The 20,846-nt window shown below is 75.3% G+C and carries 16 protein-coding genes and 1 pseudogene; 5 read left to right on the forward strand and 12 right to left on the reverse strand.

The window, feature by feature from the left end:
• Nucleotides 1-9 precede the first annotated feature (9 nt).
• Nucleotides 10-1,590 carry an ATP-dependent DNA ligase gene (locus ACVWNX_RS30430; protein ID WP_454411400.1) on the reverse strand — a complete coding sequence of 527 codons (1,581 nt, stop codon included), beginning with the start codon at nt 1,588-1,590 and terminating at the stop codon, nt 10-12.
• A gap of 39 nt (nt 1,591-1,629) precedes the next feature.
• Nucleotides 1,630-2,466: an ABC transporter permease gene (locus ACVWNX_RS30435; protein WP_454414997.1), complete on the reverse strand. Its 837-nt coding sequence runs from the start codon at nt 2,464-2,466 to the stop codon at nt 1,630-1,632.
• A 505-nt stretch (nt 2,467-2,971) separates the two neighbouring features.
• Here ACVWNX_RS30435 and ACVWNX_RS30440 point away from each other — a divergent pair.
• Nucleotides 2,972-4,999, forward strand: a complete 2,028-nt coding sequence (locus ACVWNX_RS30440; protein ID WP_454411401.1) for an ATP-binding protein — start codon at nt 2,972-2,974, stop codon at nt 4,997-4,999.
• A gap of 279 nt (nt 5,000-5,278) precedes the next feature.
• Nucleotides 5,279-6,049, forward strand: coding sequence for a chaplin (locus tag ACVWNX_RS30445; RefSeq protein ID WP_454411402.1), 771 nt, complete (start codon nt 5,279-5,281; stop codon nt 6,047-6,049).
• A 210-nt stretch (nt 6,050-6,259) separates the two neighbouring features.
• Here ACVWNX_RS30445 and ACVWNX_RS30450 read toward each other — a convergent pair whose 3' ends face one another.
• From ACVWNX_RS30450 to ACVWNX_RS30465, 4 genes are all read right to left on the reverse strand, one after another.
• On the reverse strand, nt 6,260-7,870 hold the full coding sequence (locus tag ACVWNX_RS30450) for an MFS transporter (protein ID WP_454411403.1): 1,611 nt from the start codon (nt 7,868-7,870) through the stop codon (nt 6,260-6,262).
• 19 nt (nt 7,871-7,889) lie between these two features.
• Nucleotides 7,890-8,207 carry a GNAT family N-acetyltransferase gene (locus tag ACVWNX_RS30455; RefSeq protein ID WP_454411404.1) on the reverse strand — a complete coding sequence of 106 codons (318 nt, stop codon included), beginning with the start codon at nt 8,205-8,207 and terminating at the stop codon, nt 7,890-7,892.
• A 123-nt stretch (nt 8,208-8,330) separates the two neighbouring features.
• Nucleotides 8,331-8,855, reverse strand: a complete 525-nt coding sequence (locus tag ACVWNX_RS30460; protein WP_454411405.1) for a DUF4232 domain-containing protein — start codon at nt 8,853-8,855, stop codon at nt 8,331-8,333.
• A 216-nt stretch (nt 8,856-9,071) separates the two neighbouring features.
• Nucleotides 9,072-10,271: a D-alanyl-D-alanine carboxypeptidase family protein gene (locus ACVWNX_RS30465; protein WP_454411406.1), complete on the reverse strand. Its 1,200-nt coding sequence runs from the start codon at nt 10,269-10,271 to the stop codon at nt 9,072-9,074.
• Nucleotides 10,272-10,733: 462 nt separating this feature from the next.
• Here ACVWNX_RS30465 and ACVWNX_RS30470 point away from each other — a divergent pair, with 462 nt between their 5' ends.
• The gene (locus ACVWNX_RS30470; protein WP_454411407.1) at nt 10,734-11,579 is read left to right on the forward strand and encodes an NmrA family NAD(P)-binding protein; all 846 of its coding nucleotides are present in this window, start codon (nt 10,734-10,736) and stop codon (nt 11,577-11,579) included.
• 86 nt (nt 11,580-11,665) lie between these two features.
• Nucleotides 11,666-12,313, forward strand: coding sequence for a hypothetical protein (locus tag ACVWNX_RS30475; RefSeq protein ID WP_454411408.1), 648 nt, complete (start codon nt 11,666-11,668; stop codon nt 12,311-12,313).
• Nucleotides 12,314-12,423: 110 nt separating this feature from the next.
• Here ACVWNX_RS30475 and ACVWNX_RS30480 read toward each other — a convergent pair whose 3' ends face one another.
• From ACVWNX_RS30480 to ACVWNX_RS30505, 6 genes and pseudogenes are all read right to left on the reverse strand, one after another.
• Nucleotides 12,424-13,842 carry a flotillin family protein gene (locus ACVWNX_RS30480; protein WP_454411409.1) on the reverse strand — a complete coding sequence of 473 codons (1,419 nt, stop codon included), beginning with the start codon at nt 13,840-13,842 and terminating at the stop codon, nt 12,424-12,426.
• 291 nt (nt 13,843-14,133) lie between these two features.
• On the reverse strand, nt 14,134-14,658 hold the full coding sequence (locus ACVWNX_RS30485; protein WP_454411410.1) for a hypothetical protein: 525 nt from the start codon (nt 14,656-14,658) through the stop codon (nt 14,134-14,136).
• 173 nt (nt 14,659-14,831) lie between these two features.
• The gene (locus tag ACVWNX_RS30490; RefSeq protein WP_454414998.1) at nt 14,832-16,736 is read right to left on the reverse strand and encodes an NAD-binding protein; all 1,905 of its coding nucleotides are present in this window, start codon (nt 16,734-16,736) and stop codon (nt 14,832-14,834) included.
• Between the two features lie 144 nt (nt 16,737-16,880).
• Nucleotides 16,881-17,597 carry a DUF2470 domain-containing protein gene (locus tag ACVWNX_RS30495; RefSeq protein ID WP_454411411.1) on the reverse strand — a complete coding sequence of 239 codons (717 nt, stop codon included), beginning with the start codon at nt 17,595-17,597 and terminating at the stop codon, nt 16,881-16,883.
• A 1,019-nt stretch (nt 17,598-18,616) separates the two neighbouring features.
• Complete coding sequence (locus ACVWNX_RS30500) at nt 18,617-19,426, reverse strand: putative protein N(5)-glutamine methyltransferase (protein ID WP_454411412.1); 810 nt, start codon at nt 19,424-19,426, stop codon at nt 18,617-18,619.
• Nucleotides 19,427-19,790: 364 nt separating this feature from the next.
• Nucleotides 19,791-19,982: pseudogene (locus tag ACVWNX_RS30505) on the reverse strand (DUF5133 domain-containing protein); the annotation flags it as partial.
• Nucleotides 19,983-20,302: 320 nt separating this feature from the next.
• Here ACVWNX_RS30505 and ACVWNX_RS30510 point away from each other — a divergent pair.
• Nucleotides 20,303-20,845, forward strand: coding sequence for an ATP-binding protein (locus ACVWNX_RS30510; RefSeq protein ID WP_454411413.1), 543 nt, complete (start codon nt 20,303-20,305; stop codon nt 20,843-20,845).
• The last annotated feature ends 1 nt before the right edge of the window (nt 20,846 follow it).

Consider the following 20,846-nt stretch of genomic DNA (forward strand, 5'->3'; position numbering starts at 1 on the left):
CCGTCCGGATCAGGACTCCGGACCGGGCTCCCCGGGACGGTCCCCGTCCCCCGCGCCGGGGCCGAGGGCGAGCACCGCCTCCACCGGATCGGCCTCCGCGGCCGTCTTGTCCTCCCGGTAGCGCACCACCCGGGCGAACCGCAGGGTCACCCCCGCCGGATAGCGGCTGGACCGCTGGACCCCGTCGAAGGCGATCTCCACCACCAGTTCGGGCCGCACCGTCACCACGAACCCGTCGTCGTGCTCGGCGAGCGCCAGCAGCCGTCCCGTCTGCCAGGCCAGCGTCTGGTCGGTGAGCCCCTTGAACGTCTTGCCCAGCATCGCGAAGGTCCCGTCCGGGCGGCGCGCCCCCAGATGCAGGTTGGACAGCCTGCCGGTACGACGGCCGTGCCCCCACTCCGCCGCCAGCACCACCAGGTCCAGGGTGTGCACCGGCTTCACCTTCAGCCAGGCCGAGCCCCGCCGTCCCACTCCGTACGGCGCCGCCAGCGCCTTGACCACCACCCCCTCGTGGCCGCGCGCCAGGGCCGCCCGCCAGAACGCCTCGGCGTCGGCCCGCGCCCGGTCCCCGCCGGGGTCCACCACCGTGCGGCGCACCCGCGCCCCGGAGGGCACCAGCCGCGCCAGCTCGGCGTGCCGCCGCTCCAGCGGCAGGTCCAGCAGGTCCCGCCCGTCCACCGCGAGCGCGTCGAAGAAGACCGGGGAGAGCGGCACCTCCCGGGCCGCCGACCCCACGTCGACCCGTGAACCCACCCGGCCCGCCGTCTCCTGGAACGCGCGCGGCCGCCCCTGGTCGTCCAGGGCGAGCACCTCCCCGTCCAGCACGCACCGCCCGACCGGCAACCCCCGGACCAGCGCCACGACTTCCGGGAGCCGGGCGGTGATGTCGTCGAGGGCGCGGGTGAAGACCCGCACCGCGTCCCCGTCCCGGTGCGCCTGGATCCGGAAGCCGTCCAGCTTCTCCTCCACCGCGCACGGTCCGCCGATCCGGTCCACGGCCTCGGCCACCGTCGGCGCGCTCGCCGCGAGCATCGGCAGCACCGGACGTCCCACGGCGAGCCGGAACGAGTCCAGCGCCGACGGCCCGTCGGCCAGCAGCGCCCGCGCCACATCCGGCAGCGACCCCGCGAGCATCACCGCCCTGCGCACCCGCGCCGGATCCGTGCCGGTGGCCCGGGCCAGTCCCTCCACGGCGAGCGCCTCCAGGGCGCCCTGCCGGACCTCACCGGTCAGCAGTCCGCGCAGGAACCGCTGCTCGTCCTCGGTGGCCGCCCCGAACAGTGCGTCGACCAGTCCCTCCCGCGCCGCCTTGGAGCCCGGCCCGGAGACCGCCGCCAGCCCGTCGAACGCGTCGTCCACCTCCCGGACGGTGAGCCGGGGCGCCCCGGCGGGCGGCACCGTCCGCCGCAGCACGCTCCAGCCCACGCCGATCCGGCCCTGCGGCAGCCGCCCCGAGAGGTACGTGATGACCACCGGGGCCTCGTCGGGCGACGCCTCCCGGAACAGCTCCGCGAGCGCCGCGACCTTCCGGGACCGGGCCGGGGCGGCCGCGACCTCCCGGGACACCTGGGCGAGCCGGGCGAACAGCATGCCGCCATCCTGCGACCGCGACGGGCGCCGCGCGACCCGTCAGCGGGCCCCCGGCCGCCCGGGACCGTCCGCCGCGGGCCGCCGCAGCCGTCCCCGGGCCACCAGCTCCACGGTGACCGCCACCGCCACCGCCTGCACCGCCATCAGCGCGATCAGGACGAACAGCTGGACCGCGCCCGCCAGCACCGGGGACGCCCCGCCCAGCAGCATCCCCACGAACGCCCCCGGCAGGGTGACCAGCCCCACCGTGCGGGTCTGGTCGAGCCCGGGCAGCAGGGCGTCGGAGGCCGCCGGACGGGCGATCTCCAGCCGGGCCTCGCGGACCGGGAACCCGAGCGCCAGACACGCCTCGACCTCACCGGCGCGGGCGGTCAGCTCGTCCAGCGCCCGCCGCCCGGCCAGCACCGTCGCGGTCAGCGCGCCGCCGACCAGGATGCCGGTCACCGGGATCACGGCGATGCCGCGCGGGGGCAGCAGCCCGGTCGCCAGGAGCACCCCGACCAGGGGCGCGACCGGCGCCACCACCGGTACCGCCGCCCACCACCAGCCGGGGCCCGGGGTGACCCGGCGTCCGGCGGTACGGGCCGCGACCGCGCACATCAGCAGCAGGAACCCGGCCGTCGCCGCCGCGTACCGGACCACCCAGCCGATCACCAGCGCCACCACCGCGAGCTGCGCGGTGGCCCGCCCGCCCGCGACCAGCACGTCCCGCGCCCGCCGCCGGGAGCCGTCCGGCGCCAGCCGGTACACCGCCGTCACCGTCGCGGCCAGCAGCAGGAGCGTCACCAGCGCGACGGCCAGCCCCGGCCCCACCGGCAACAGGGTCCCGGCGGCGACCGCGCCGGACCCGGTACCGGAAGAGGACCCCGTCGGCAGTTCGTCCACCCGCCCACCCTAGGTCCCGCCACCGCACCGCCGCCGCCGTCGCCCGGCGGACGGCGGCGCGCGACCGTCCGCCGCGCGACGGACCGGCGTGTTGACGGCAGGACCCGGGTCCTGACCTTTCCGGAAACCGCCCCCGCGTACCGTCCACGCGGTCCACCGCGTCGCCACCGGACGGCGGACGGCCCACGACGGACGCACGACGTCTGTGCGACGGACGTACGACAGACGTACGGCCGATGGTGGACGGGCCGGGGAAGGACGGGACGGAAACGGGACGTGACGGACCGGTGGGGGACCGGCGGGACCGGCGGACCGTCAACCGACGGGTGACCGCGCACGACCGCGCGTAACCGGTCACTTTCCTCAGGGACCCGACCGGTACGCACGTTCCTGGCCAGGACGGCTATCGGTCAACTCCAAGCACGCCGTGACCGTTTCCGGCTGCTTTCCCGGACGGACCGTGCACGGCCCTGTGAGCTGGTCCACACTGTTCCCCGTGGTGGGAAGCACTCCAGATGAGTTCACGAGCTTCGTCGGACGCACGTCCGAACTGGCCCGGCTGGCCGAGGCGTTCGCGGGGCACCGGATCGTGACCCTGACCGGCCCCGGCGGCGTCGGCAAGTCCCGGCTTGCCCTGCACGCCGTCACCACCGGAATCCTGGGGCCGCCCGACACCGTGGCCTGGGCGGACCTCTCGCCGCTCCAGGACGAACGCCTCCTCGCGGCCACCGTCTCCGACGCCTCCGGGCTCGCCGACCACACCCCGCGGATGCCCGCCGACGCCCTGTGCGCCTGGCTCGCCGACAAACGGATGCTGCTCGTCCTCGACTCCTGCGAACACCTGATCGACGCCTGCCGCGACCTGGTGGGCGACCTCCTCACGGCCTGCCCGGGGGTGACGATCCTGGCGACGAGCCGTCAGCCCATCGGCATCCCCGGTGAACTGCGCTTCGAGGTCGGCCCGCTGCCCAGCGACGGGGACGCGCTCACCCTCTTCGCCGACCGGGCCCGCGCCGCCGACCCCGGCATCCGCCTCGACGGCCCCGGCCAGGCCCGGGCGGTCGCCGCGATCTGCCAGCGCCTCGACGGCATCCCGCTCGCCCTGGAACTCGCCGGGGCCCAGCTGCGCGAGGGCACCGTCGAGGAAGTGGCCGAACGGCTGCACACCGCGCTCTCCGTGCTCGGCACCGAGGAACCGGTCCACCCGGCCCGCCACCAGTCGCTGCGCACCGCGATCGGCTGGAGCCACGAGCTGTGCGCCCCGCTCGAACGACTGCTGTGGGCCCGGCTGTCGGTGCTGCGCGGCACCTTCGACGAGTCCGCCGCCCGGGCCGTGTGCGCGGGCGGCCCGCTGCATCCCGACGCGGTGGCCCCCGCCCTGGCCGGACTGGTCGCCAAATCGGTGGTCTCCCGGCGCGGCAACGGCTTCCGGATGCTGGACACCGTCCGCGAGTACGGGCGGATGTGGCTCGCCGAACTCGGCGAGGAGAAGGCCGCCGAGGGCCGCCACGCCCGGGCCTTCCTCAATCTGGTGCGCCGCGCCGACGACGGCTGGCTCGGCCCCGGCCAGGCGGGCTGGTACCGCAGGCTGGCCGCCGCCCACCCGGACGTCTGCGCCGCCCTCGACCACCTGCTGGCCAACGACCCCCACGCGGCCACCGAGATGGCCTCCCGGGTCGGCTTCTTCTGGGCCTGCTGCGGCCACCTCCACGAGGCGCGCGGCTATCTGGAGTCCGCGCTCGCCCAGTACGCCGTCCCCGGACCGACCCGGACCCGGGCCCAGTGGGCGCTCGGCTGCTGCGCCCTGCTCCAGGGCGACCACGCCAAGGCGAGGGCGCTGGGGGAGCGCTGCGCCGAGGAGGCCGAACGCGACGACGACCTGGAGGGCCGCCGCTCCGCCGCCTATCTGCTCGGCATCACCCATCTGCTGTCCGGCCGTCCGCTCGCCGCCGAGCGGGTGGCGGACCGGGCGCTGGCCACCGCGCCGGACGAGCCGTTCGCCTCCGCGTCGGTGCTCCGCTGCCATCTGGTGCGGATCTTCGCGCTCACCGGGGCCGGGGAACTGGACCGGTCGGCCAAGGAGGCGGAGCGGCTGCGCCGGGGCTGTGTGGCGCGCGGCGAGTACTGGGCCCGCAACTACACCTACTACCAGCTGTCGTTGATCGCGCTCTTCCAGGACCGCCCCCGGGAGGCGGCCGAGTACGCCCGGGCCATGCTGGACGGCAAGCGCAGGCTCGGCGACACCTTCGGCATCGCCCTCGGCCTCGACCTGCTGGCCGCCTCCCTGGCCGCCGGGGGCGAGAACGGTCCGGCCGCCCGGCTCGCCGGGACGGGGCTGGCGTTCTGGCGCGCGGTGGGCCACGCCCAGCGCGGCACCCCGGAGCTGGGCCCGATCCGTGAGGAGTGCGAGCGGGCGGCCCGTGAGGCGCTCGGCGACGAGAGCTACGAACGCGAGTTCCGCACCGGGGTGGAGGAGGACTCCTCCATGGCGCTGGCCCGGGTGGTGCGCGGCGCCGTGGGCTGACTCCGGAGCCCCTCACCGTCCTCGACGGTCCTGTACGGGGCCGGGGCGCACGACCGTTCTCCACGGTCGCGCGCCCCGGCCCCGTCTGCGTGCGTGTCCGCACCCGGACGCCTCGTGCCACGCGCCCGGCGGACGGTCGCTCACCAGAACGAACGTGGTCCGTTCGACCGAGTCCCCTCCATCGGGGTGAAAGAGGTTTTGGCCATAACCCGAGCCGTCCTCCGGCGTTTGCCCCAGTGCGGGTGAGTGCCCGCAGACGATCTGGAAGGCAGGGAACCTATGAAGCGGGTTGCCCGGAATGGCTTGATCGCCGCGGCCGTCGCCGGAGGCGCCGTCGTCGGCGCGGCTCCGGCCTACGCGGACGCGACCGCCGACGGCGCGGCGGTCGGCTCCCCCGGCGCGGTCTCCGGTAACACGATCCAGCTGCCGGTACACGTCCCCGTCAACGCGTGCGGGAACACGGTCAACGTGGTCGGACTCCTCAACCCGGCGGCGGGCAACACCTGCGCCAACCAGGGGTCCGGCACGGCGTCCCCCGGGGGTTACGGAGACCAGGCGGGCCCCGGCCCGGACACCGGGGCCGGTACCTCGAACGGAGGGGGCGCCACGGCGGAGGGCGCCGCCGTGGGGTCGCCGGGGGTGGTCTCCGGCAACGGGGTCCAGCTGCCGGTCGACCTCCCCGTCAACGTCAGCGGCAACTCGGTCAACGTCGTCGGGATCGGCAACCCGGTCTTCGGCAACCACTCCGAGAACGTCTCCGGGCCCAAGCCGCCCCAGAAGCCCCGGCCGGAGGTGCCGGTCGTCCCCAAGCCGGAGAAGCCGGCGAAGCCGCCGGTCGAGAAGCCGGTGGACCAGGCGCCCCACCAGGAGGAGAAGCCGCCGTCCACGGTGGTGCCGGAGCTGGAGGAGAAGCCCGCCCCGAAGCCGGAGGGGCCCGCCTCCCTCGCGCAGACGGGGGCCGACCCGCTCGCCCTCGCCGCCCCGGCCGGGCTCGCCCTGCTCGGCGGCGTGCTGCTGCGCCGCCGCTTCCGCCGCAACCGCGGCGACTGAGCCACCCCCAGCGGGCGGCGGGCGGATCCCCCCTCCTTGATCCGTCCACCGCCGGTCACGGGCCCCACCGCGTGCTTCCCTCGCGGTGGGGCCCGCGGTCTGTGGGGGACCCGCCCGCCGGTTTCCCTCCGGGGGACCACGGCGTCCGGGAACCGGTTCCCGCGGCGGGACCGACGGGCCGGGAGCACGGAATCCGGGCGGGGAGGAACCCTAGGAACCGGGCTCCGGCGGGCGGTGCCCGGAACGGGGGCGGGAGCGGGGGCGCGGGCCCGGCTCCAGCGGCGGGCAGTTCGCGGCCATGTGCGACCGGCACAGCGGCCGCGGGGCCTCGGCCAGCCGGGGGCGCACCGCCCGGGGCCGGATCAGCAGGGCCGCCGTGAGGGCGCCCAGCGCGAAGAGCCCGGCGCACCCCCACACCGCCCGGTGGAACGCGGTGTCCACGGCGTCCGCCGAGGTGTAGGCGTCCCCCGACAGCCCCACCGCGAGCGGGAGGGCGGCCACCACCAGCAGTTGGGCGATCCGGGCCGCCGTGTTGTTCACCCCGCTGGCCAGGCCCGCGCGCGAGGCGTCCACCGAGGCCAGCACCGTGGCCGTCAGCGGGGCCACGAACAGGCTCATCCCCAGGCCCAGCACCGTCACGGCGGGCAGCACGTCCGCCAGGTACGAGGAGCCGGGGCGCACCCGGAGCATCAGCAGCACACCGACCGCGGCGACCAGCGGCCCCGCCACCAACGGGGGCGTCGGGCCCACCCGGCGGGTCAGCTCCCCGGCCCGCGCCGACAGCAGCAGCATCAGCACGGTGATCGGGAGCGTCGCCGTCCCCGCCGCCAGCGCGTCCCAGCCGAGCGCCGTCTGCAACTGGGTGGGCAGCAGGAACAGGACGCCGCCGATCGCCGCGTACAGACACAGCGTCATCGCGTTGGCGGCCGTGAACAGCCGGGAGCGGAACACCGACAGCGGCAGCATCGGCGCCCTCGTCCGCCGTTCCACCAGGACGAACGCGATCCCCGCCGCCACCCCGCCGGTCGCGGACAGGACGACCGCCGCCGATGCTCCCGAGGACGCGCCGATCAGGGCGTAGCTGACCCCGGCCAGACAGAGCGCGCCGAGCGCCGCGCCCCACAGGTCGAAGGGCTGTCCGGCGGCGCCCGGATCACGGCTCTCCGGAACCCGCCACCCGGCGATCACCAGGACGACCACGGCGAACGGCACGTTGATCAGGAAGATCCACCGCCAGCCGGGGCCGTCGATCAGCCAGCCGCCGAGGAAGGGGCCGAGCGCGCCCGCCACCCCGGTCAGTCCGGACCACGCGCCGACCGCCCGGGACTGGTCGTCGGGGTGGAACGAGGAGCGGACCAGCGCCAGCGAACCCGGTGTCAGCAGCGCGCCGCCCACGCCCTGGAGGGCGCGGGCGGCGATCAGGGTGGTGTCGTCCGGGGCGATGCCGCAGAGCACCGACGCCACCGCGAACCACACGACGCCGACGACCAGCGTCCGCCGTCGGCCGATCCGGTCCCCGAGGGCCCCGCCGAGCAGCAGCAGCGCCGAGAGGGTCAGCATGTAGGCGTTGACCACCCACTGCAGTCCGGAGAGCGGGGCGCCGAGGTCGCGGCCCATGCTCGGCAGCGCCACGGTGACGACGGTGCCGTCCAGCATGGCCATCCCGGAGGCGAGGACCACACAGGCCAGCACCCAGCGTCCGCGCGCCGACGACAGCCGCACCCCGGGCTCCCGGTCGGCGGCCCCGGTCGTCCCGGTCGCTCCCGCCGTGCCGTTCGTGCCCTCGGGACGGTGCCCGTCGTCCGCCGTCCGTCCGTCCATCCCGCCGCCCCGGCCGGACTCAGTCGCTGACCCGGCTCCGCTGGCGGTAGAGGAGATCCGCGTACTCGGGGTGCCGGGCGATCCAGCCGGAGGAGAACGGACACACGGCCAGTACCGAGGTCCCGGCGGCCCGCGCCTCGTCCAGCGAGGTCCGCACCAGTGCCCCGCCGACGCCCCGGCCCTCGAACGCGGGGTCGACCTCCGTGTGGACGAAGGCGATCAGTTCGGTGGTGCGGATGTACTGGGCGAAGCCCGCGAGGACCTCACCGAGCCGTGCCTCGTAACGCTGTCGGTCGGGTACGTCCACCACGGTGACCGTCTCGCGCGGCTGGCTCATCTGCGGGCCCTTCCCTCGTGTCCGGACGTCCGGTCCGCCGGTTCCCGGCGGCGGACGGCTGCGACCAGGGTGACCCGTCCGGCCGCCGGGCGCGAGTGGGCGTCCGGCGGCCGGGGGACGGACTCAGCCGGCCTGGCGCAGCGCGCGGTCGGCCTGGGCCTGGGTCTTGTGCCACCAGGTGGTCACCGGCTCGTACACCTTGACGCCACCGGGCGCGCCGACGGCGGCGGCCGAGAAGGCGGTGCCGCGGTGCCCGGCGTCGGCGGCCACCCGCACGCTGTTCACGGTGCGGGCGTCCGGGTTGCTCAGCCGCTTGACGGTACGGACCTTGGCGTGGGCCTTGGCTCCGGCGGCGAGCTTGTACGAGCCGCTCCCGGCGGACGGGACCGGCTCGGCGGCACCGTCGAGGGCGCCGAAGGTGACCGTCGCGAAGCGGTCGACCGCGCAGGTCCGGGAGCCGGTGTTCTGGACGGTGACGCGGAAGACGTTGCGCTGGCTGGTCTTCGCGGCCTTGACCTTCACCGCGGACGCGCGGCAGGTCGGCGTGGCCTGGGCGTCCACGGGGGCCGCGACGGCGACGGCGGCGGGCAGCGTGAGGGCGAGCGAGGCGGTGACGGCCGTGGCCGCGAAGACGGAGCGGACGCGCATTTCTTGTTCCCCTGTTCGATGGAGCGGTCGAGTGAGGGGGTCATGTGTTTGTACGCCAACATGTTCATATATCCACTGATCCCGTGCCGGGACCGGTGGTTCCCCCTTTGTGTCTGATGAGACGACCGGGTCCCCCCGCCGGTTGCACGACGGCCATGACTTCTTTTCCGGCCAGTGGGCTTGCCGGTCAAGGCAGTTGACGCCGAGGGGCCAAGGTCACCATCCGTCGTCCGTGGCGGTGGCCCGGCGCCGCCGCACGAAGGCCGCCACCACCAGCGCCAGCAGCGCCGCCCCGCCGAACACCGAACCGGCCGGCCAGCCCGGATCGGCGGACTCCTCGCGCTGGGCCACCGACACCGCCAGCGGGCGGGGCGTGGGCACCGCGGGCCGGGTGGCGGCGGCGGGCGCGGGCCGGGGCGGCGGAGGCAGCAGCGACCCCACCGGGCGCACCCGGCCGATCGCGGCGAACCCCCAGTCCAGCAGCCGCCGCGCCTCCTCGTACACCGCGTGGCCGCCGTCCTGCGGGTTCATCACCGTGGTGATCACGGTCCGGCCGTCGCGCTCGGCGGCCGCGATCAGGGTGTAGCCCGCGTGGGTGGTGTAGCCGTTCTTCACCCCGATCAGCCCCCGGTACGCGCTCACCCCGTCCTCGCCGGTCAGCAGCCGGTTGGTGTTCTGGATCGGGAAGGTGACCCGGCCGCCGGGGAAGTCCGCGAGCCGGGTGGAGGCGTACCGCACGAAGTCGGGGTGGGTCAGTCCCTCCCGTCCGATGACGGCGAGGTCGTAGGCGGAGGACACCTGGCCGGCCGCGTCGTAGCCGTCCGGGGAGACCACCTCGGTGTCCAGCGCCCCCAGCTCCCTCGCCTTCTCCCGCATCTGGCGGACCGTCCGGTCCACTCCGCCGTTCATCGAGGCGAGCACCCGCACCGCGTCGTTGCCCGAGCTGAGGAACACCCCCCGCCACAGGTCCTCCACCCGGTAGCGGTACCCCGCCTCCACCCCCACCAGCGAACTGCCCGCCCCGATGTCCGCCAGCTCCGCGTCGGTGACGGTGTGCGCGGTGCCCGCCTGGACGTGCGGCAGCACCGTCACCGCGAACAGCGCCTTCAGGGTGGAGGCCGGGGGCAGCTTGCGGTGCGCGTTCCGGGCCGCGAGGACCTCCCCGGTCCGGGCGTCCGCGACCAGCCACGACAGCGCGGAGAGGTCGGACGGCGGCGCGGGGGTGCCGGGTCCGCCCGGACGGGCCTGGGTGCCCGGGCGCTCCAGCAGCGTCCGGCCGGGCACCGGCCGGGGCCGGGGCGGCTCCGGCTCCCCCGCCCCGGCCGCCGCCGGGGACACGGGCAACAGCAGGGCGACGCCCGCCGCGAGCGCCACGGACCGGGTCAGCGCGGCGCGCGAAACTTGTCTGATGACCATTCAGTCACCGTAGGAACGGACCCCGGGGACCGCAGGGCGGCTTGATCCGGATAGCCGTACGGCCCCTCCGGGACGGGGACGGGCGGGGGCCGAAGCGGTGACACGGCGTTTGGGGCGTCCCGTCCGGACGGAACGCCCACGGCCGTCGGCCAGCGTCACTCCGTCCGTCCGTGTCCCTCCCCGTCCCTCGCGTTCCCCGCCCCCCGCGTTCCCTGTCCTCCGCGTTCCCCGCGTTCCCCGTCCGCCCGTGACGGACGGGGAGGGCCCGGCGTGGGAACGGCGGCCGCCGCCGGGTACGGGCCCGCCGTCCCCGTGTGGACGCTCGCGTATGGCGGTGAGCCCCGTGACCATGGCCCGTCCCGGCCCCGGGGCGGTGAAGTGGGAACACGCCGCCGGGAGCACCCCGGGGGCCACCGCGGCGGACCTTCCGCCCGGCACCCACGACGAGACGGGACGACGCACATGAGCGGCGCACGACCGACCCACGACCACCCCACCGCCCCCCGGACCACCCTGGTCCTCGGCGGCACCGGCAAGACCGGTCGCCGGGTCGCCCGACGGCTGACCGAACGGGGGCTGCCGGTGCGCGTCGGATCGCGGTCCGCGCGGACCCCGTTCGTCTGGGAGTCCCCCGCCACCTGGGACGCCGCCCTGGACGGGGTCGGCGCGGTCTACCTCGCCTACTACCCGGACCTCGGCTTCCCCGGGGCCACCGAGGCGGTCGGCGCCTTCGCGGAGGCGGCGGTGGCGCGCGGCGTGCGACGGCTGGTGCTGCTCTCGGGGCGCGGCGAGGAGGGGGCGTTCCGCACGGAGGAGGCGGTCCGGCGCTCCGGCGCCGATCTGACGGTGGTCCGGGCGAGCTGGTTCGCCCAGAACTTCGACGAGGGCATGTTCCTGGAGGCGGTGCGCGCCGGGGAGATCGCGCTGCCCGCCGGGGACGCGGTGGAACCCTTCGTGGACGCCGGGGACATCGCGGACGTCGCCGTCGCCGCCCTCACCGACGACCGGCACGTCGGCCGCGTCCACGAGGTGTCGGGCCCCCGCCTCCTCGGCCTCGCGGACGTCACGGCGGAACTCTCCCGTGCCATCGGCCGTGAGATCCGCTACGTCCCCCTCACCCGGGAGGTCTTCCGCGCCGCCCTGGAGGAGACCGGACAACCCCTCGACTACCTGATGCTCACCGATCTGCTGACCAGCGGTCGCAACGCCCACCTGGCCCACGGCGTCCAGGAGGTGCTCGGCCGTCCGGCCCGCGACTTCGCGGACTACGCCCGGGACGCCGCCGCCCGGGGTACCTGGAACGGGTGAAGCCGGTGTGATCCATCGGAAAAGTCACCCGGACGGGGGAGCCCCGCTTCGGCTTCCGCGCCGGGGGCGTGGGTCATGATGCGGTGGTGCACCGATCACTCAGCGCGTTGGGCGCTTCCGTCGTCCTGATCGCCCTCACCTGCACCGGGTGCGTGCTGGACGGCGTCGAGGACAACGCCTCCCCGTCCGCCTCCCGCACCCCCGGCACCACGGGTGCCGCCGGTCCCCTCTCGGGCGCCGACTCCGGGGTCTCCTCGGGCGTCCGGGAACAGGCGGCCGCGTACGGCGCCGCCTACCTCGGGGACGGCCGCCGGTTCAGCGCCCCCGGATCGGCGAAGGGCGACGGGGAACCCCGGTACCAGCTCACCGTGACCCCCCGGTCCGTGGTCGTCGGGGCGCTGCCCGCCAAGGACAAGGGGAAGGGCCCCGCCGAGGGGGAGCACTGGGAGGCCGTGCGGGTGTCGATCGCCAACACCGGCTGGGACACCTACGACGGCATCCTGGCCCGGTCGCTGACCGTGCTCGACTCGGAGGGCCGCTCCCACAAGGCCCTCAGCAAGACGGGGAAGCTGACCGTCGGGAGCGTCCTGGACGCGGAGGGCGAGCTGCTCCTCGGTGAACAGGTGACCGCCTGGGCGGTGTTCGCCCTCCCGGACGGCGCCTCCGCCGAACAGCTCCACTTCCGCTGGGACAACACCAAGACCGTCGAGACCCAGCGCGGCTGGCGGCTGTAGGAAAGGGGTACGGGGGCCGCCTCGCGGGCGACCCCCGTACCCCTTCCGTTCCCGGGTGCCGTCCGGGCCCACCCCCGTGGGGGTCCGGACGGCACGGCACCGGGGTCCGGTCAGTCGGTGACCGGGATCTTCTCCCCGTCCGGACCGGAGCCGTTCCCGCCCACCCCGCGCGCCGCGTTCTTCAGCAGCGCTCCGAGGTCCACCCCGGTCGTGGCGCTGAGCAGTTCCAGCCCCTGGGTGACGTTGTCCGCGACGGCCCGGGGCAACTGCCCGGCCCCGTCGGTGGAGATGACGGTCAGCTTGTCCACCGCGGCCAGCGGCTCGGCCGCCTTGCCGACGACCTCCGGCAGCACCTGGACCAGCATCTGGAGGACGGCCGCGTCCCCGTACTGGGCGAACGCGTCGGCCTTCTTGCGCATGGCCTCGGCCTCGGCGGACCCCTTCGCGTTGATCGCGTCGGCCTCCGCCTGGCCCTCGATCCGCACCGCCTCGGCGAGCGCCGCGCGCTGCGCCTTCTCGCCCTCACCGGTGAGCCGCGCCCGCTCGGCGGCCGCCTCGGCCTCCTTGACCAGGGCGATCCTGCGGGCCTCCGCCTCCTGCTCGGCCTGGTAGCGGGCGGCGTCGGCGGGCTTGCGGATCTTGGTGTCGAGTTCGCGGTCGGTCAGCGCGGCCTGCCGGGCGGCGACCTTCTCCTGCTCCGCGAGCACTTCCTGACGGCGGGCCGCCTCGGCGAGCGGACCGGCCGCACCGGCCTGGGCGGCGGCCTCGTCGGTCTGCGCCTTGATCTCGGCCTGCTTCAGGTAGAGGGTCCGCTGCGCGATGGCGATCTCCTCCTCCGCCTTCAGCCGGGCCTGTTCGGCGGCCCGGCGCGCCACGGCCTCCGCGATGTCGGCCTCCTGCCTGGCGCGGGCGGCCTCGGGGCGGCCCAGGTCCTCCAGGTAGGAGCCCTCGGTGGTGATGTCCTGGATCTGGAACGCGTCCAGCACCAGGCCCTGGCCGGAGAGGCTGGCCTCGGCCTCCTCGGCGACCTGACCGGCGAACGCGGCCCGGTCCCGGATGATGTCCTCCACCGACATCCGGCCCACGATCGACCGCAGGGCGCCCGACAGGACCTCCTGGGTGAAGCCGACGATGCCGTCCTGCTGCTGCAGGAACCGCTGGGCCGCGGCCCGGATGGAGTCCTCGGTGCCGCCGACCTTGACGATCGCGACCCCTTCGAGGTTGGCCTTCACCCCGCGCAGGGTGACCGCGCCGCGCACCGAGATGGGGATGTGCCTGCTGGACAGGGAGAGCGTGAACTTCTGCTGGACGAACGGCACCACGAAGACGCCGCCGCCGACCACGACCTTCTGGCCGCTGTTGTCTGTGAAGACCCGGCCGGTGTCCGGGTCGGTGGACTTCTTCCCGCGGCGTCCGGTGACGATGAACGCCTCGCTGGGCCCGGCGACCTTGTACCGGGTGATGACCACCAGGCCGAGCAGGACGAGGAGTACGACGATCCCGATGACGGAGATGACTACTGGACTCATGGAAGACTCCCCTGCCCTCCGGGGACGGCAGTTGTTTCGAGCGAGTGGGACGGGCACTGATTGACGGACGCGGGCGGACGGGTTGACGGAGGCGAACGGACGGCCGCCGGGTCGGCCGGGGACCGGCCCGGGTGGGCCGGTGACCGCGTCGGCGGGTGGTGCGGGTGTGACGTGGGGGAGGGAACCGGGTCCCGGTGGCGGACGGACGGACGGGCGGGCGACGGCGGGCGGAACCCGGGACGGCGACCGGGCGGACGGCGGACCGTCCGGACCGGTACCGGCCGGTCGGGGTCAGCCGTCCCCGGTGCGGACCGGGCGGACCCGTACCGAGGTGGGCGTGGGCGCGGCCTCCACCCAGACCTCGGCGCCCCGTTCGATCGCGACCGCGCTGCGGGCCGCGAACTTGGCGGGCTGTCCCGCCAGCCGGAGCATGACCTCGCCGTAGCCGTCGGCGGGGATCGCCGTGACCACCCGGCCCGAGCTGCCCACCAGGTCGTCGCCCCGGGGGACGGACGGCACGTGGTCCCGCATCAGGGCCCGGCTCAGCCGTGCGGTGAGCCAGCCCGCGCCGGCCCCGGCGGCCGTGCCCACGACGGTGGCCGGAACCACTCCGAGGCCGGTGGTGCCGAGGACGATCGCGCCGGTGAAGCCGAGCATCGACACGAACCCGGCGATGACCGGCAGGGACAGCAGTCCGTCGAAGACCCCGTCCAGCGCGCCCAGCCCGTCGACGAGCCCTTCGAGGAATCCGTCGAAGACCAGGGCGACGGCGAGCAGGACGAGCCCCGCGATGCCCAGACCGAGAAACCACTGCATGCCCCGGGTCCCCCTCCCGTACCGGTCCTGTGCTGTTCCCGAGGGATGCGCCGCACCGCCCCGGGGGTCCATGTTCGCACGTTTGTGCCCGCTGGTTCATTGCCGTGTTCCGGCAATCTTTACGCGCTCTTGATGCCTGATCCGACGGCGCCCGCCCGCCCGGACGGACACCGTCACCGCTCCGGACCCGACGGGGTGACGGACGGCCGCGGCCCCCGGCCCAGCAGCTCCGCGAGACCGCGCCCGGTGGCGGCGAGCACCACCCGGTCCCCGGGGCGGAGCACATAGCCGGGATGCAGGTCCCAGACCAGTCCGGCGGCCCGGTCCCCGGACCGCTGTGGCGGGATCCCGTCCGTCCGGCCCTCCCGCCCGGTACCCCCGTCGCTCGCCGAGGTGTCCAGGGCGAGCACCCGCCAGGCCCCGGGCCGGAACGCCTCGGTGACCGTGCGCCCCTCCAGTGGGGCGAGCCCCGCGACCGTCACGGAGGCGATCAGCAGCACCTTCCGTTCCACCGGCACCGCCCCGAGGATCTGGCGGCCCATCATCGCCCCGGCGAAGGCGGGCGCCGCCAGGTAGGAGACGCTGCGGCTGCGGGTCAGGGCGCGGGGGTGCGCGGTGCGCAGGGTGCGGTAGACGGCGGTCGCGAAGTCGTCGTCGTACAGCCGCATCACCACCCGCAGCTCCGGGTCGATCGACCGGGCGTACAGCGCCGCTTCGAGGTTGGTGGTGTCGACGCTGGTCAGCGCGAGGAGGGAGTGGGCGCGGTGGATCTTCGCCGCCTCCAGGACGCCCTCCTCGGTCACGTCCCCGAGGACCACCGGCACCCGCAGCCGACGCGCCAGCGCCATCCCCCGCGCCTCGGGGTCGGCCTCGACGCACACCACGGGGGTGTCGAGTTCCCTCAGCCGGGCCAGCACCCGGGTGCCGACCTTGCCGAGACCGAGCAGGACGACGTGCCCGGAGAGCCCCCGGGGCGGCCGCCGGGTCACCGCCCCGCTGCGGAAGGTGCCGAGGGCCTCCAGGACCGCCGCGAACAGCACCGGCAACAGCAGCAACCCCACCAGCCCGGAGAGCAGTTGCAGCACCTGACGGCTGGTCGGTTCGCCGATGGCGGGCTCGTTGATGGAGAACAGGTCCAGGAGGGTCAGATAGGTCGCGCGCAACGGGTGCTCGCCGGTGACCCACGTCGCGGTGACCGCGAGGACGACCACCGCGAGGACGATGCCGACGAAGGACCAGCGCAGCCGGGGCGAGAGCAGCCCGCCGAGCGGCACCCCACGGCGCACGGGCTGGGCCGGTCCGGAGTACGACACGGTCTCCAGGACGATCCGGCCCCGGTCGCCCGCCGCCGCGATGGACGCCTCGTCCGGCAGCAGTTGGGGCAGCGCGGTGCCCGGCCCCTGGGTGTCGGTGGCGCTGTCGGTGAGCAGCGCGAGGGTGCACAGCGCCGGGTCGTCGTCGGATCCGTCGTCGGGCCCGGCGGGGCGTTCCGCCGTCCGCAGCAGCACCCCGTGGGCCTGGACGACCTTGCTGCTCCCGGCGACGGCGGCGGCGGTGAGCGCGGGGGCGGCGGTGTCGGCGTCGGACAGGATCGTGGTCGAGGCGTCGAAGTCGGCCGGGTCCACGCCCAGCGAGGCGAGCGTGGCGGCCTCGTCGAGCACGTTCTCCAGGTACTGGCCGAGCCGTCGGTTGTAGAGCCGGATCACCAGCCGCAGCCGGGGGTTGAGGCGGCGGGCGGCGAGGGCGGCCCGGATGTTGGTCTCGTCGTCGTCGTGGACCAGCGCGAGTGCCGCGGCCTGTTCGACGCCCGCCCCGGCGAGCACCTCGTCCGTCAGCTCGGCGGCTTCCAGATGGTGCGGGGGGAAGGCCGGTTCCGGCTCGGCGCCGGTGTTCCCGGTGGCGCGCTGGACGACGGCGGAGACCCGGCCGAGCAGGGCGGAGGCACGGGCCCGCCCGACGACGGGCGGTCCCGGCGACTGCCCGGCGGGCGGGACCACCAGGGTGACGTGTTCGCCGTACACGACCCGTAGTTCGGCGGCGAGCCGTCGGGCCAGGGCGTCGTCGCCGCAGACGACCATGTGCTCGGTCGTGGCGGGAGGCGTGTGCGTGGGCTGGGCGGACATGGTGGCTAAGACTGTCCGCGGGGCCCGGCGGTTTCACCGGCGGGGTCCTCGGCGGTCAGCCGCTGTCCCGGGCCGGAGGCGCGGCTCCCGCCGGGCGGTTCACTCCTTCGGGGCCGCCGACCGCAGGGTGGGGCGCCGGGCGGCGCGCGCGGACGCCAGCAGGACGTGCATCCGCTCGGTGACCTGCGCCAGGTCGTCGGCGGGCCGCTGGAACGCCAGCCGGACGTCCTCGTGGTCGCGCAGCCGCTCCAGCCGCAGGGTCAGTCCGTAGCGGTCGAGGGCGAGCGGCTGCACCCGGACCACCTCGGCCAGACTGCCGGGGTCGACCAGCCGGGTCAGCCACTCCACCGCGTCCGGGTGGGCGTCGGCGAGATGGGTCAGCAGCCGGGACTCGGCGGTGGCCAGCGGGTCGGGCGAGGCCCCGGCGAAGTCCGCCAGGTCGATGCCGATGTGACCGGACGGCGCGTGCAGCACCGCGCAGGCGGGCTGGAACACCAGGTGGTCCCCGTCCTGGGTGAACCGGCCCGACAGCCAGAGCCGGGACCGGATGCGCTCGCGGACCGGGACCGGCGCCGGGTCGGAGAACTCCAGCAGGGCGGTCGGCTCCCCGCGCGGAGCGCAGACCGCGGCGGCGATCAGGGCGCTGTCCTCCGGCACGCAGAGCCGCACGGACCCGTCGGCCTCGACGGAGTGGGCGCCGACCAGCTCCTCGTGGCAGTGGTCCGTCGTCACCGCGCAGGACCACGCGGCGGCCAGGACGGAGCGGGCCCGTTCCGCCGAGGTGGGCGCGGGCGTGCGAGGCGGGCGGACACCCATGTCGTACCTCCAGTATTAGGTAAGCCTTGCCTAACCTAACGGAAAGTGGCGCGGAGGGCCACCTGACGCGCCGACGGGCTCCTCCGGGTGCGCCGAACGGAGTGCCGGGCGGGTCGCCGGGTGGTGCCGAGCGGGCCGTCGAACGGGGGTGCCGGGTGTGCGTGGAGGGCGGTGGCTGGCGCGTGGGGCGCGATTCTGGTCGGCGTGCACGTGCACGCGGGACCGGTCGGCGCGGGGGAGAGGGAATTCTCCCTATCTTTCATGGACGGCTGTTCTTCCCGATTTCCCGTGGTTGCGGGTGATTTCGGTGTGCTGATTTCCGTGACGCATGCCCGGGAATGGCGTCACCGGTCTGTGAACGGGCTTTGCGGGCGGAGGATTTCCGGCCGATTGCCGGAGCGCCGGTATTCGGCCACGTGGTCCCGGACGTGTGGGGGATTCCCCCTGATTCCCGGGTTGTCGGTGCGAATGAACCACGAGGTTCCGTCACTTCTCGCCACTGTTTCAATACGCAAGGTTACCGAAACCTGGGGGGTCGACGTGAATTTCCGCGCGGGACTCGGCAGACTCACGGACACCGAAACACGTACCCGGTCGATCCGCCGGTCACGCCTCGTCGAGCGAAGGGATGCACGCAATGGTGAACACCACGTGCGGCACCGCCGCCGGGAAGCGCGGGACGGCCGTACCGGGACCAGACCACCGTGCCGGTTCCCCCGCCGTCGCCCCCGCCGCGGGCGCGTTCGGCGGAACCGGCGCAGAGACCGCCCGCTTCCGCGGCGACAGGGCGGTACCGGGTCGTGCCGGTCGGGCTGTGGGGGCCCGACGGCACGCCCCGGTCGCGGAGGACGCGGTGACGCGGTGGGACGCTCGTGGAGCGCCCGCCCGCACCGCCTGAGACCGGGACCTGGAGCGATCGTCATCCCGCCTGTGGGGGGCGGAACCCGATCGCCCGTGTGGGGGGTCCCAGTGGGGGACCGGCCGGATGGAGGAGCCACCTCCGTCCGGCCGGTCGTGTCTCAGCCCCGGATCTCCCCGCCCGGGGCGGCCCGGACGCCGGTGACCACCGTGGCGGGCGGCTCCTCGCGGACGTCCACCCGGGTCGTCAGCCCGGCCCGGCCGAACGCCGCGACCGCGGACGGCGCCTGCGCCCCGCTCGTCTCCACCAGCAGCCCGCCGCCGGGCGCCAGCCAGGCGGGTGCCCCGGCCGCCACCCGCCGCAGCACGTCGAGACCGTCCCCGCCGCCGTCCAGCGCCACCAGCGGCTCGTGGTCGCGGGCCTCGCCCGGCAACAGCGCCACCTCTCCGCTCGGCACGTACGGCACATTGGCGATCAGCACGTCCACCCGGCCGCGCAACCCGCCGGGCAGCGCGTCGAACAGATCGCCCGTCAGCACCCGTCCGCCGAGGGGCGCCACATTGCGGCGGGCGTAGCGGGCCGCCGTCGGGTCGATGTCCGCCGCGACCAGTTCCGCGTCCGGCACCGCGGCGAGCACCGCCGCGCCGACCGCGCCCGAGCCGCAGCACAGGTCCACCACCACGGGGCGTCCGGCGGCCCGCCGCGCGGCCAGGGAGACCGCCCGGTCGGCGAGGAACTCGGTACGGCGGCGGGGGACGAACACCCCGGGCCCCACCACGATCCGCAACCCCCGGAACCCGGCCCAGCCGAGGACGTGTTCGAGGGGCGGGCCCTCGGCGCGGCGCGCCGCCATCGCCGCCGCCTCGGCGGGGGTGCGGGCGGTCGCCAGGATCAACCGGGCCTCGTCCTCGGCGAAGACGCAGCCCGCGGCCCGCAGTCCGGCCGCCAGCGCGGCCACTTCGGGCGGCACCGGCCCGTCCTCCCCGAACGGCCCGTCCTCCCCGAACGGTTGGTCCACGGGGACGGCGTCAGGGGGAACGTCGGGCGCCCCGGCGGACGCCGGAGGGGCCGGGGGAGCGGCGGCCGGGAGCGCGGCGGGAACGGAAGGGGTGACAGAGGGGGTGACACACATGGCACACATGCCTTTCGGGGGGACCGAAAGGGTGCTCTACCGTGTCGGAACCGTCAGCCGCGGGGCGGCACCGGGCGGCCGACCGACGAGAACACCCTGCCTGGACCGGCGTTCACGGATCTCACCTCCCCGGTAGGGCGTTGGCACGGACACGCGTACCTTACCCGAGCGGTTCCGACGCCGTGCACCGCGCGCCGCCCGGCCGCAGATAGCGTTCGGCGGCGAGCGCCGCCTCGCGGGCGCTGCGCCGCCCCATCAGGACGCACAGGGTGTAGGCCGTGTCCTCGAACCGTCCCCGGACGGTTCCGTTGGACGGATTGGCGAGCATCAGCCGCTCCCACGTTCGGTAGCGCTTGAGCAGGGTGTCGACCTGCGGCTTGTCCGGCAGCAGCATCGCGCCCCTCACCTCCAGACTGGTCCGGGTGCCGCCCGTGTTCGCGCGACGGGCCCATCGTCACCCGTCGGCGTCCGGCCTTCTCGTCGGGAATCCGTCCGCGACGGCCACCGGACGCCGCCCCGGACGCCGTCCGGCTCACCCGTTCGCGTTCCGCCGCACCCGCCACGGCCCCCGGGAACACCCTCGTGTTGCACGGATGGAGCATCCCCCGCAGGCTGGAGGCGACCCAGACGACAGCACCGCTCACGCTTCGTGTCCGGTGCTCCGCCGAACGGGCGACGGCCCGACGGGCGAACGGTGTTTGAGGAGCGGAGACGATGACCGTCCCCCGGCCCTGCTACTACTGCGTGGAGGTGGAGGCGCACGCGGAGCGCGGCGAGCACGTCCGCCGCATCCTCGCCGCCCATCTCGCGCACTGGACCCTGGACCACCAGGTGGCACCCGTCTGCGGCGGTGTCGGCGAACTGTTCGCCAATGTCGTCGCGCACACCGACGACACCACCGCCGTCGTCGAACTCTGCTGGACCGGACGGCATCTGATCGCGTCCGTGGCGGACCGGGACGGGCGTCCGCCCCGACTGCTCGGCCCGGCGCGCGGGGGCCTCGCCAAGGTGGCCGCGCTCAGCGACGGCTGGGGCAGTTGCGGCACCCCGGACGGCGGCAAGGTCGTGTGGTTCACCCGCCGCGTGGAGGCGGTGGAGGGACTGCCGCTGACCTGGCCGGGGCCGCCGCCCGCCCTGCGGGAGAGCCGGGGCGGCCCGGCCGCCGCGACGGCGCTCCTCCCCGCGCGACCGGCACGCCGGGCGTCGCCCTTCCCCGGTCGCGCGGGACGGGACGACCGTGCCGGACGGGCCGCCTGAG

It is taken from the genome of Streptomyces sp. JNUCC 64 (assembly GCF_054484115.1).